The organism is Bradyrhizobium quebecense (genome assembly GCF_013373795.3).
Classification (GTDB): domain Bacteria; phylum Pseudomonadota; class Alphaproteobacteria; order Rhizobiales; family Xanthobacteraceae; genus Bradyrhizobium; species Bradyrhizobium quebecense.
Map to the genome: position 1 here is coordinate 4,096,517 of NZ_CP088022.1, position 13,039 is coordinate 4,109,555.

Genomic DNA, 13,039 nt, shown 5'->3' on the forward strand with positions numbered 1-13,039 from the left:
GCTTGACACAGATCAAGCCCAACCAATCCCATAAGTTTACTGTGAGAGCTTCGCCTGTTCTCCCCGCGTGGGCGACGCCGATGGATGTCCCATGACAATGAAAACCGCGTGCAGATGCTCGACCCAATGTGGGATCGGAACAATCGCGAAGTCCATTTCTCGTCTGATGGTTGGCGCGCTAGGCACGCTATTCTCCCTGGGGGCATTGGCGCAGCAGCCACAGCCCGTGGGGCCGTACAAGGATTTCAACGGCACCATCAATCTCGATGTTCGCGATTCGAAGGCCGACTGGGGGCCGTTCACGCCGAAGAAGGCACCAGCGGGCGCACCGAACATCTTGTTCGTCCTCTACGACGACACCGGGCTTGCCGCCTGGTCGCCCTACGGCGGCCGGATCAACATGCCCACGCTCGACAAGCTTGCACAGAACGGAATCACCTATACGCAGTGGCATACGGTAGCGCTCTGTTCGCCGACCCGGTCCACGCTGTTGACGGGCCGCAATCACACCTTGAACGGCATGGCGGCCATTACGGAAGCCTCCAATGGCTTTCCGGGTTGGGCGGGTCGTATCCCGCCGCAAGCCGCGACCATCGCGCAGGTCCTTCAGGACAACGGCTACAGCACTTTCTGGCTAGGCAAGAATCATAACGTTCCGGAGCAGGATGTTGCCGAGGGCGGCGACCGCAAGACTTGGCCTCTCGGTCAGGGATTTGAGCGCTACTACGGCTTCATCGGCGGGGAGACTAACCAGTGGTACCCGGACCTCGTCGAGGACAATCACTTCATCGAGCCGCCGGCCTCACCGGAGCACGGCTACCATCTTTCCAAGGATCTCGCCGATCAGGCCATCAAGATGATCCGCAACCAGCAGGCTGCGACTCCCTCGAAGCCGTGGTTCATGTTCTACAATCCAGGCGCCAATCACGCGCCGCACCAGGCCCCGAAGGAATACATCGCCAAGTACAAGGGCAAGTTCGACGATGGCTACGAAGCGTATCGCACCTGGGTGCTGGCGCGCATGATCGAGAAGGGCGTCGTGCCGAAGGACACCAAGCTGACGCCGATCAACCCGATGCCTGAGTCCCAGGCGAACCCGGCAGATGCCGTTCGCCCGTGGAACACGCTCAACGCGGACGAGAAGAAACTGTTCTCGCATATGGCCGAAGTCTGGGCCGGATTGTCGGAATACACCGACGCCCAGATCGGCCGAGTTATCGAGTACCTGGAGAAGACCGGGCAGCTCGAGAACACCATGGTTCTCTACGCCGCCGACAACGGCACCTCAGGCGAGGGTACGCCGAACGGGTCCGTCAACGAGAACAAGTTCTTCAACGGCTATCCCGATGACCTGGCCGAGAACATGAAACTGTTCGACAAGCTCGGGGGACCGGACACCTATGGCCATTTCCCCACCGGATGGGCAGTGGCATTCTCAACGCCATTCCAGATGTTCAAACGCTACGCGCAGTATTCCGGCGGCACGGCCGATCCGCTCGTCATTTCCTGGCCCAAAGGCATCAAGGCCCGTGGCGAAATTCGGGACCAGTACCACCACTCGGTCGACATCGTGCCGACGATCCTCGACGTTGTCGGCATCGAGATGCCCAGGGTCTATCGCGGCGTGGAGCAGTTCCCGCTCTCCGGCGTTTCGATGCGCTACACTTTCGATGCGGCGCCGCATGCGCCGACGCAGAAGAAGCGGCAGTTCTACTCCATGCTCGGCACTCGCGGGATGTGGGAGGACGGCTGGCTCGCTGCTGCGGTCCACGCCCCGTTCACCGGCAAGGGACACTTCGATCAGGACCAATGGCAGCTCTATCACGTCGACGAGGACCGCTCGGAGTCGACCGACCTGGCGAAGCAGTATCCCGAGAAGCTAGAGGTGCTCAAGAAGGCATGGGACGAGGAAGCCCGAGCCAATCTGGCTCTGCCGATTGATGACCGAACCGCGTCCGAAATCCTGCTGATCGAGCGCCCTTCGTCCGAAGCAATCCGTGACCGTTACGTCTATTACCCCGATACGGCGCCGGTGCCGGAAGGCGTCGCCGTCAACGTGCGCAATCGCTCGTACAAGATCCTCGCCAATGTCGAGATATCAGACGCGGATGCCGGCGGCGTGATCTTCGCCCACGGCTCTCGCTTCGGCGGGCACGCACTGTTCATCAAGGATCACAAGCTCTACTACGTGTACAACTTCCTCGGCATCAAGCCCGAGCAGAAGTTCGTCTCCAAAGAGACACTGAAGCCCGGCAAGTACACGCTCGGAATGGAGTTCACACGCACGGGTGCCGGCCCTCACAAGGAGTCGGTCGGTACAATGAACCTGTACATCAACGACAAGGTTGTTGCCGAAGGTTCAATGAAGACGCAGGCGGCCAAGTTCACCTTGTCGGGCGACGGCCTCTGCGTCGGCTACGACAGCGGCGACGCCGTCAGCGCGGAATACAAGACGCCCGGGACATTCCATGGCGGAACCATTCAGGCGGTCGGCATCACGGTCGAAAAGGCTTCGTACGAGGCCCTCGAAATGGAAGCGCAGAGAGCGCTGGCTCGCGACTAACCGTAAGATAGCAGCTCACGCGGGCCGCTTGCAGGAGCGACCCGCGATTACATCGCCTGAAGCCCGTGCACGAATAGAATGGATATCTCCTTCTGGCCCCTCTTGAGACATGCCGGACGGCCGTGACGATGTCCGCTTCCGAATGAAGACCGCAAGTGCCGACCCGCCGGTGCGAGGTCTCAGTTTGACCCGAAGCGGGCTTCGCCGCGTGGCATTCGATCATCACGCCGGATTGCATACCGCGTCGCGACGATTGGTCCAGGTTGATCTATATCAAAGGTGCTGAGCTCGACGAGAGCAATCTGCGTCTCTTTTCCGCAGATGCGCAGGAGTTTGCCGCCATGGACGTCATTCGCAGTGCGCTTGTCGGCTCCTGTCTTCTCGCCCTCGGTTGGGGCTCGGCTTCAGCTCAACAAGTCACGGATGTACCGGGTTCTCCCAGCGCCACAACCACGATCGACGGAAAGCAGCTGCCGCCGCCCGACCCGAAATTCGGCGGCATCATCAAGGAGAAAGCCTCCGACTCGACACCTTGGTGGGCTCCGCGCGTGGTGCCTCCGAAAGGCGCGCCAAACGTGCTGCTCATCATGACAGATGATCAGGGCTTCGGTGCGCCAAGCACATTCGGCGGCGTCATCCCCACGCCTGCGATGGATCGCATCGCAAAGGCCGGTCTGCGCTACACCAATTTTCATTCCACCTCGCTGTGCTCGCCGACGCGGGCGGCCCTTATTACGGGGCGCAACCATCACTCGGTCGGCTTCGGGGTGGTCGGCGAAGTTGCGACGGGTTTCCCGGGCTACGACTCGATCATCCCGATTGAAAAGGGCACCATTGGCACGACCCTGAAGGCCAACGGATATGCAACGTCGTGGTTCGGCAAGGACCATAACACGCCCTCTTACCAGTCGAGCCAAGCCGGGCCGTTCAATCAATGGCCCAGCGGCATGGGTTTCGATTATTTCTATGGCTTCGTCGGCGGCGACGCCAGCCAGTGGCAACCGAACCTGTTCCGCAACACCACGGCCATCTATCCGTTCGAGGGTAATCCCAAGTGGAATCTAGAAACGGCGATGGCCGACGACGCCATCCAGCACATAAAGCAGCTCAAGGAGATCGCACCGGACCAACCGTTCTTTGTCTATTACGTGCCGGGCGCCACCCATGCGCCGCATCATCCGACGCCGGAATGGATCAAGAAGATCGGCGATATGCACCTGTTCGACGGCGGTTGGAACAAGGTGCGTGAGACCATATTTGCCAATCAAAAGCGCCTGGGCATCATGCCCGAAAACGCCAAGCTGACGCCGTGGCCGAAGGAATTGCCGCAGTGGGATTCTCTCGGTTTCGAGGAGAAAAAGCTCTTCATTAAGCAAGCTGATGTCTATGGCGCTTACCTCGCCTACGCCGACAACGAGATCGGCCGGGTCATCCAGGCCGTCGAAGACCTCGGCGAGCTCGACAATACCCTGATCATCTATATCGGCGGCGATAACGGCGCGAGCGCCGAAGGCATGCTCAATGGCACGCCGAACGAATTCACCACGTTCAATGGCGTCGAAGTTCCGGTTAAAGACCAGTTTCTCTGGTATCCGTTCTGGGGATCGGACAGGACCTTCCCGCATTATGCGGCAGAATGGGCGTGGGCGATGGATACACCGTTCAAATGGGTGAAGCAGGTGCCGTCGCACTTCGGCGGCACGGCACAGGGCATGGTCATGTCCTGGCCCGGCCACATCAACGATGTGGGCAGCATCCGCAGCCAATTCCATCACGTCATCGACATCGTGCCGACCATCCTTGAGGCGACGGGCATTCCGCAACCGGACACGGTCAACGGCATCAAGCAGATCCCCATCGAGGGGGTGAGCATGATGTACGCGTGGGATAAGGCAAACGCCAACGCAACGAGCAAGCACACGACGCAATACTTCGAGATGCTCGGCAATCGCGCGATCTATAGCAATGGGTGGGTGGCGGCCACGACGCCGGCGACGCTCCCGTGGGAGCTAAGCTCCGCTACGCCTCCAGATGTGATCACCGGCTACAATTGGGAACTCTACAACGTCCAGGAGGATCCAACCCAGTTCAACGATCTGGCCGCCAAGATGCCGGACAAGCTCAAGCAGATGCAGGAGCTGTTCTACTCCGAGGCGAAGAAATACAACGTGCTGCCGCTCGACAACTCGACGCTGGCGCGCTGGAACGCGCCGCGCCCAAATCTCACGGCGGGACGAACGGTCTTCACCTATTCGGGCGAACTGAGTGGTGTGCCCGCAAGTGCGGCACCGAGCATCCTGGGCAAGTCCTACACCATCACGGCTGAGGTCACGATCCCAGAGGGCGGCGCAGAAGGCATGATCGTCACTGAGGGCGGACGCTTCGGCGGCTATGGCCTGTTCCTGAGCAAGGGTGAAGCCGGCATTGGCCGCGGCAAGGCGGTGTTCCTCTACAACCTGCTCGATCTCAAGCGCACCATGTGGGAAGGGCCGGAATTAAGCGCAGGCAAGCACATCATCGTCTTCGACTTCAGATGCGACGGTCCAGGATTAGGCAAGGGCGGGACCGGCGTACTGTCCGTGGACGGAAAGGAAGAGGCCAGGGAAACCATGAAGAATACCATCCCCGTCACCTTCCCGGAGGACGAAACTTTCGATGTCGGCTTGGACACCCGCTCCGGCGTCGCAATGATCGAGTACCGCTACGAACCACCATTCAAGTTCACCGGCAAGATCGACAAACTGACCTTTAAGCTCGAACCGTTCACACCGGAGCAAGAGGCCAAGGCGAAGCCGTAACAGCGCCGGTCATTGCTTGTTGCCTCGCACGGCGGGCGAAACGATGAAGAAAGCTCTGACTTTCGCCGCTGTCGCCGAGGCCTCTACCGGGCTGGCATTATTGATCGCCCCTGCGCTGGTCGGGCAGTTGTTGCTGGGTGAACGGCTAACAGGCCTCGCAGTACCTGTTGCGCGCGTTGCAGGCATTGCCTTGGTCGCTTTGGGGATCGCGTGCTGGCCAGGGCCGCCGCTCGCCGGGATGTTGAGCTATAGCCTGTTAGTCGGATTGTACCTTGGATACCTTGGCTTAGTAGGAGGAGCGACCGGCCTTTTGCTGTGGCCCGCCGTCGCTCTTCACTTGCTCCTTGCCGCGCTCTTAAGTCGGGTGACCAAATGACTGCTTCTTGCCCATCGCGTCAGTTGGCGCAATGCGGCGACATGTCCGGAGTTGAGGGTAGACCAGAAATAGCTGGCCGACTGCAAAGACGACGCGATTGACCCATCGCGTCATCTGCAGCTGCCGACGGCGCACAGTCATATCGCTGCCGCCGAACGGCGGATACACCATAGCGTCGTGTAACAGTAGCGCGCGAACCCGCCATCTGAAGCGGATTTAACCGATGAGCCCTCTTCATCCGCGCTTCGACAGCATCTCTTGGAGCATTGCCTCAACCGAGTACGGCGAAATCCCAAGTTCGACAAAGCCAGGCATCTCCGGCGATGACACGGTGTCGATCTGCATGAGCTCCACCTGATTGCGCGTGAGAAGTGGCTCCGGGAGTATTTCGGAGGCCCATGCCAGCACGTGCCAAACGGCGAACGGGATGGGGACCAGGATGGGCGCGAGATCAGCCTGGCGCGCGACGATTCCGACCAATTCCTCGTAAGAGTGGACGCGAGGGCCGCCGCACTCGAAGATCGTCGGTCGCGTCTCGGCTCGCTGGATGATCCGAACCGTCGCTTCCGCCACATCTTCCACATAGGCAGGCTGCAGACTCATCAAGCCGCTGCCGAACATCGGGTAGATTGGGAGCCGGCGGAGAAGCTTGAGGATGGTCGTGACGAACGCATCGTCCGGTCCGAACATGACGGCCGGTCGGATGATATATGCGTCGGCGAAGGCAGCCCCGACCACCAATTCGCCTTCGCCACGCGCTCGGATGTACCGCGATTGAGACGCGGCATCGGCGCCGATGCCTGAAATGTGAACGAGCCTTTTGACTCCGGTCCGGCGCGCTTGGGCTGCTACCCGTTGGGCGGCTTCGACATGAACGGAATGAAACGTCTCCCGACCGTGCTCGACGTAAAGGCTGACCGCGTTTACGGCGGCGTAAGCGCCGGCAAGTGCATCCGCGACAGACCGTGCGTCGTGAATATCGGCCTGGACCAATTGAAGTTGCGGATCATGAGGGCCAGACTGATTGCGCCCGCGATCTGGATGCCTTGACGCGATCCGGACGGGAAACTCGCGATCGCGCAGATGCTGAACGATGCGGCGGCCGAGAAAACCGGTTCCGCCGAATACGGTGACGGTGCGACCGTTCGTTGCCATCCGTTGATCTTTGCTCGAGAGACCGCGCCATAGCCCGAGCCGAAGCTGACGTCAGGGCGATGGCCGTCTGTCGGAACAATACCCTCTCGCAGCGACTATTGGAATGCAGGCTGCTTCGATCCGCTATTGGACGGAAGCCGGAAGCAAAGGTCGAGCGAAACTGAGTTCGTGGCCGTCGGGATCAACCAGGTGGAAGAAGCGCTCACCCCATTCGGCATCGCGGGGCACGGTCGCCGGCTTGTAACCTGCCGCGAGCGCACGTTCGTAAAGCGCGTCAACATCGGTGACGTAGAAGATGACCCGACCCCACCAGGACCAGCGTCGTTCGGCAGGTTGGTCGATGAGGTTGAGGTAGCTCGTACCTACTCGAAAGCTAGTGAACGACGACCATTCGCCGCCATGCAGTACCTCAAACCCCAGCGCACGGTAGAATTGGACGGCCCGTGGCATTTCATGCGTGCCGAGTGTGACCGCGCTGACTCCCTCGATCATGGCCAAACTCCCCTGTTCGATTTCGCTGCGCCTTTTTTTGCCGCGGCAGCGGGATTAACCTCCACCTCATGTGTGACGAACGGCAGCAAGTCAATGCCGAGCAGCCCTTTCCACGCGTCGCCGCTCACGGCGAACGGTAGACGTCCCAAACAGTTCGGACCGAACATGGAGAGGCTCTAAACTTTAGCCAGTCGATCCGAACAGCACACGCGAAAAGGAGCAGAGCATGAGGGGCGATAAAAATGTTATCGAATACCTGAACAAAGCGCTTCGCCACGAGCTCACCGCGGTGAACCAATACTGGCTGCACTACCGCCTGCTCGACAATTGGGGCTACAAGGTGCTGGCCAAGATGTGGCGCAAGGAATCGATTGAAGAGATGCAACATGCAGACAAGCTCATCGAACGCATTATCTTCCTCGATGGATCTCCCAATATGCAGACGCTGGAATCCCTTCATATCGGGAAGACCGTGAAGGGCGTGCTCGATAGCGACTTGCAAGCCGAATTGTCGGCGCGCTCCCTCTACGCTGAAGCCGCGACCCATTGCCATCAGGTCGAAGACTACGTGACACGGGATCTGTTTGAGCAACTCATGCACGATGAGGAAGAGCATATCGATTTTTTGGAAACCCAGATCGAACTCGTCGCGAGGATCGGTCTTGAGCTATATGCCCAGCGTCATATCGGAGAGCTCGACAAGGACTAAAGTGCCAACAACTGCTTTGGCCCTTGTCAGTCATGCCGCGCTGGCTGACGAAGGTCCGTTCCGGCAAGGCTCATCGCCTCGTTAGAGTTGTGATCAATCTCAAGACCGCAAAAGCGCTCTGGGTTGAAGAGCCGGCAAGGCTACCCTCGCCAACGAGGGACCGAATAAGGGCTCCATCTGCTGCGATGCATGAGCCTGAAGCTGGCCCTTCCCGAACCTCCGGCGAGGTCCGCCTTCTCGCCGCTGTCAGGGTGACAGCGGGCGTCAAGCGCCCCTCATCCAACTCCGATTTGTGAGAACACGGCCTAGCTAATTGGTCAGCGGCCACCATCGAGGCAAAGCCACGGGCAAAAGAATGCTGCCTAAAGGCGATTGCGTTTTGGCTGGATCCGGCACGCCTCGCGCTCGATGCCGGCCGCCACCAGCGGCGCCTTGTCGGCGGTGACGGGCGGGGAAAACACGAAGCCCTGCACCAGATCGCAATCGAGCCCGCCGAGCACGTCCACTTCGGCCGGCAATTCGGCTCCCTCCGCCACGACAGTCATGCCCAGGCCGTGCGACAGGGCGATGATGCCGCCGAGCAGCTTGCGCTTCTCCGGCGCGGTGGAAATGCCGTCCACGAAGGCGCGGTCCACCTTCAGCCAATGGAACGGCAGGCGCGTGAGATAGCCGAGCGAGGAATAGCCCGAGCCGAAATCGTCCAGCGCCAGCCGGACGCCGAGACCGGAGAGCGCCGTCAGCGTGCGGTTGATCCGCTGCTCGGTATGATCCACGAACAGGCTTTCGGTCAGCTCCAGGCAGAGCAGCTTCGCCGGAAAGCCGGTCTCCGCCAGCACCGCCGCGACGGCCGCATCGAAATCCACGTTCCAGATCTGCGCCGGCGAGACGTTGACCGAGACGGAGCGCGGCGGCAACCCGGCATCGAGCCAGGCGCGGCCCTGCCGGCAGGCCTCGCGCAGCACCCACAGGCCGAGATCGACGATGAGCCCGGAGCTTTCGGCGATCGGGATGAACTCCGCCGGCGAGATTGGTCCGCGCTCGGGATGGGTCCAGCGCAGCAGCGCCTCGAAGCTGGTGACGCGGCCGGTCCTCAAGTCCACTTGCGGCTGGTAATGCGCCTGAAGGGTGCCGGCCTCAACCGCGTGGCGCAGATGCCGGCCGAGATCGAGCCTTTGATCGACTGCCTGGGCATAGACCGGCTCGAACAGTTGCGCCCGGCCGCGCCCGGCCTCCTTGGCCATATAGAGCGCCAGGTCCGCATTGCGCACGGCGGTCTCCGCCGTCGCCCCATGCTCCGGCAGGCGGGCGATGCCGATGGTGGCGCCGACGAAGGCCTCGCCCTCGGCGAGATCGACGGGGACGGACAGCTTGCCGATGAGCCGATCGGCAAGCCCGGTCAGCGCGGCGTCTGACATGCCGCGTCCCTCCGCCAGCACGGCGAATTCGTCGCCGCCGAGCCGGGCGATGAAAGCGCGCGGCCCCAGCTCCTGCCGCAGTGCCGCCGCTACCTGGATCAGCAATTTGTCGCCGGCGGCATGGCCGAGGGAATCATTGACCTCCTTGAAGCGATCGAGATCGATGAGCAGCAGCGCGGCGCCCCGGTCTTGCCGGGTGCAGCCCTCGATCAGGGCGGCGAGCTGGCGCGTGAACAGCGCGCGATTGGCGAGCCCGGTCAAAGGGTCGGTATAGGCGAGCTGCTCGAGTTGTCGCTCAGCCTCCTTGCGCTCGGTGACGTCCTGCACGGTGCCGATGATGCCGATGACCTTGTCGTGGGCAACCTCCGCCTTGCAGATGACAGCCAGATCGCGGGCCGTGCCGTCCGCGTGCAGGATGCGCAGGTCGGTGGCCTCGGTCCTTCGGGTGCGGACGACCCTCCTCTGCAGGTCCTTGAAGCGGTCGGCGTCGCCGTCCAGGAAATAGGGCCTCATGCTGTCATCGGTCGGCTCGAACGTGTCGGGGCCGAAGCCGAGAAGCTGGTAGAGCTCGGGCGCCCAGGTCGTACGGCCGGTGTCCAGACGGTAGCTCCAGGTGCCGATCTTGCCGAGCCGATGGGCTTCCTCCAGCGCCCGCGTGCGCTGGTCGAGCAAAGCCTTGGCCGCCCTGAGCTGGGTGATGTCGCTGGACGTGCCGCGATAGCCGAGAAAGGTGCCATCATCGGCGTAGATAGGCTTGCCGCTGGTGCAGATACTGACGCGCGACCCGTCCTCGCCGATCAGCGTATAGGTGAAGTCGCGAAAAGGGCGATGGGCCTCCATGTCGGCCCGGTGCCGCGCCATGGCCTCCCCGTCCTCGGGCGCATAAGCCAGTTCCCAGCGCGCCTTGCCGCCGGACGCCACCGTCTGGAAGGCCGCATTGCCGGCCAGCGATTTGGGATAGGGGAGCAGCCGGTGGGCAGCGTCGCTCTCCCAGCACCAGTCCGAGGCGGTAGAGACAAAATCGGCCAGCCGTTGCTCGCTCTCCGTCAGGCGCCGCAGCGCGGAGGTCTCCTCCGTGACGTCGCGGACGATGCCTGACACGCGCCGGACCTGACCGCGCGCGTCGAATTCCGGCTCGCCATGCACCACGCAGTCGAGCAGGCTGCCATCGGGACTGCGGAGCCGCGTCCGCACCGCATAGGGCCGCCCCTCCGCCCAGCAGGCCGCGTAATGCGCCTCCAGAACCTTCCGGCTTTCAGGCAGATAGCGCTCGCGCACCGTGGCGATGGGAATGAAGCCGTCGACCGTTTCGAATTCGTAGAAGGCGGCGAGCTCGGGCGATATCCAGAAATCGGTTGCCGCGGCACTCTGCGACTCCCAGTAGCCCATGCGGGCCAATCTGATGGCGCACCGCAGCGATCGCTCCTCATGCCAGCGGCGGCGCGCTTCCCGGGTCGGGGCCTGCCCTTGCGACAATCTGCGAGCGGCCATCGGTCCCCAACTACAACGCTAGCGTACGCAACTAATACGCTAGCATAGAGCGCCACAACCTTGGAGCGACGGCGGCGACAAACCGGGGTTCTTCGGCATCTTTGGTGTAGTTTCGGTGAATTCTGCAACCGGCACCAAGTGTCCGGACGCGACTTGATCCGAACAGTTCTTCGCCACGCTCAAACACTGGTTGGTTAAAGCCGCGCAGCGAGCCATCGCGGCCGTCTGCGGTGCGACCGCTCCGATCACCCGAAGCCGTCGCACCACGCTTCTCGTCAGCGGATCCGCACCAGCTCCATATCGAGGTCGCCGGCGACGGCGGGCTCGATCTGGCAGCGCGAGATTCCGATATCGCGCAGCGTCCGGTCATCGAGCTGGCGCAGCGTCTTGATCGCCTCCCGGCGCACCCAATAGGTCGCGAGTGCATCGCCCCACACTCGGATCAATCGGAGCAATCCGCCCATCATGCTGGACCGCGCGGGCGATGCGGTCGCTGAATATATCGTCGTCATTGTCATCTCCTTCGATGCCCAAACGGCAAAGCTATGCCGTTGACGCAAATGCCGTTTCGACACCTGCGCCGTAGTAACCTCGGATCGCTTGCGCGCTCCTCGGTGCAATCATGGGCTTGTTCGCTCTTAAATGATCCGGTACATTGCTCGGAGCAAGTAAAACATTGCTCTCGGTGCAATAATGTCGAGGTTCGAATATCTGAAGCTGGCGGATGCGGTGGCCGCCGAGATCGCCAGCGGCGCGCTGAAGGCGGGCGACCGCCTGCCGCCGCAGCGCCATTTCGCCTATGACCGCAACATCGCGGTCTCGACTGCGAGCCGGGTCTACACCGAGCTGTTGCGGCGCGGGCTGGTGGTCGGTGAAGTCGGCCGCGGCACCTTCGTGTCCGGCGAGGCGCGACGCGGCATCGCCGCTCCGACCGAGCCGCGCGGCGCGCGCATCGATCTCGAATTCAACTATCCGCTGCTGCCGCATCAGGCGACGATGATCGCCAAGAGCCTCGAAGGGCTGGAGCGGCCCGAGGTGCTCGAGGGCGCGCTGCGGCCGGCGACCAGTTTCGGCACGCGGGCGGCGCGCACGATCTCCGCAGAATTCCTCGCGCGCAAGAGCTGGGCGCCGAATCCCGACCAGATCGTGTTCACTGCCAATGGCCGGCAATGCATCGCCTCCGCGCTGGCCGCGGTCGTGCCGCCCGGCGGACGCTGCGGCGTCGAGGCGCTGACCTATCCGTTCGTGAAGGGCATTGCCGCCCGGCTCGGCATCGCGCTGGTGCCGCTTGCGATGGACGAGCATGGCGTACGCCCTGACGCGGTCCAGAAGGCGCACCGCGAGGCGCATCTGTCCGCGCTCTACATCCAGCCCACGATCCAGAACCCGCTCAGCATCACGATGCCGGCCGAGCGCCGCGCCGAGCTGTTGCGCGTGGTGGAGAAGCTCGGTCTCGTCGTCATCGAGGATGGCGTCTACGGATTCCTCGACGATGAGATGCCGCTGGCCGCGCTCGCGCCAGACAGCTGCATCGTACTCGACAGTTTGTCGAAGAAGGTCGCGCCCGGTCTCGCGCTCGGCTTCATCGTCCCGCCGCCGCGGCTGCGCGAAAGCATCATGGCCGCGGTGCGCTCGGGCGGCTGGACGGCGTCGGGCTACGCCTTCGCCGCCGGGCAGCGGCTGATGGCCGACGGCACCGCCGCCGAACTGTCACGGCTGAAGCGTATCGACGCCGGCCGCCGCCAGCAGATCGCGGCGAAGCATCTGGCCGATTTCGAGATCCAGACCAACCCGAAATCCTATCATCTGTGGCTGACCTTGCCGCCGCACTGGCGCTCGCAGACCCTGGTCGCGGCCGCGGCACGACGCGACATCGCGCTGACGCCGTCGACCACCTTCGCCGCTACGCCGGGACACGCACCCAATGCGGTGCGGCTCGCGCTTGCCGCGCCGCCGATGGAGCAACTCGACCTCGGCCTGCGGACGTTGGCGGGAATGCTGAGCGCGACAGAAGAGGATTTTGATTCGACGGAATGACAT

The 13,039-nt window shown here is 62.4% G+C and carries 9 protein-coding genes; 5 read left to right on the top strand and 4 right to left on the bottom strand.

Annotated elements, in window-relative coordinates; all coding sequences use genetic code 11:
* Window positions 1-67: 67 nt before the first annotated feature.
* The 3 genes from HU230_RS19985 (at window position 68) to HU230_RS19995 (ending at window position 5,737) form a co-directional block, all read left to right on the top strand.
* Window positions 68-2,563, top strand: coding sequence for an arylsulfatase (locus HU230_RS19985; RefSeq protein WP_210284207.1), 2,496 nt, complete (start codon window positions 68-70; stop codon window positions 2,561-2,563).
* A 341-nt stretch (window positions 2,564-2,904) separates the two neighbouring features.
* Window positions 2,905-5,361: an arylsulfatase gene (locus HU230_RS19990; RefSeq protein WP_176534945.1), complete on the top strand. Its 2,457-nt coding sequence runs from the start codon at window positions 2,905-2,907 to the stop codon at window positions 5,359-5,361.
* Between the two features lie 43 nt (window positions 5,362-5,404).
* Window positions 5,405-5,737, top strand: coding sequence for a hypothetical protein (locus HU230_RS19995; protein WP_176530204.1), 333 nt, complete (start codon window positions 5,405-5,407; stop codon window positions 5,735-5,737).
* 234 nt (window positions 5,738-5,971) lie between these two features.
* Here HU230_RS19995 and HU230_RS20000 read toward each other — a convergent pair whose 3' ends face one another.
* Both HU230_RS20000 and HU230_RS20005 read right to left on the bottom strand, forming a co-directional pair.
* Complete coding sequence (locus tag HU230_RS20000; protein ID WP_176530203.1) at window positions 5,972-6,892, bottom strand: complex I NDUFA9 subunit family protein; 921 nt, start codon at window positions 6,890-6,892, stop codon at window positions 5,972-5,974.
* Window positions 6,893-7,015: 123 nt separating this feature from the next.
* Window positions 7,016-7,384: a VOC family protein gene (locus HU230_RS20005; RefSeq protein WP_092115441.1), complete on the bottom strand. Its 369-nt coding sequence runs from the start codon at window positions 7,382-7,384 to the stop codon at window positions 7,016-7,018.
* A gap of 226 nt (window positions 7,385-7,610) precedes the next feature.
* On the opposite strand from HU230_RS20005, the gene bfr reads away from it, so the two are divergent.
* On the top strand, window positions 7,611-8,093 hold the full coding sequence (gene bfr / locus HU230_RS20010; protein WP_092115442.1) for a bacterioferritin: 483 nt from the start codon (window positions 7,611-7,613) through the stop codon (window positions 8,091-8,093).
* Between the two features lie 362 nt (window positions 8,094-8,455).
* Here bfr and HU230_RS20015 read toward each other — a convergent pair whose 3' ends face one another.
* Together HU230_RS20015 and HU230_RS20020 are read right to left on the bottom strand one after the other, a co-directional pair.
* On the bottom strand, window positions 8,456-10,999 hold the full coding sequence (locus HU230_RS20015; protein WP_176530202.1) for an EAL domain-containing protein: 2,544 nt from the start codon (window positions 10,997-10,999) through the stop codon (window positions 8,456-8,458).
* A 275-nt stretch (window positions 11,000-11,274) separates the two neighbouring features.
* Window positions 11,275-11,511 (bottom strand): DUF1127 domain-containing protein, encoded by a 237-nt coding sequence (locus HU230_RS20020; protein ID WP_176530201.1) that lies wholly within the window; start codon window positions 11,509-11,511, stop codon window positions 11,275-11,277.
* A 181-nt stretch (window positions 11,512-11,692) separates the two neighbouring features.
* Between HU230_RS20020 and HU230_RS20025 the strand changes: the two genes are divergently transcribed.
* The gene (locus HU230_RS20025; RefSeq protein WP_176530200.1) at window positions 11,693-13,036 is read left to right on the top strand and encodes an aminotransferase-like domain-containing protein; all 1,344 of its coding nucleotides are present in this window, start codon (window positions 11,693-11,695) and stop codon (window positions 13,034-13,036) included.
* Window positions 13,037-13,039 lie beyond the last annotated feature (3 nt).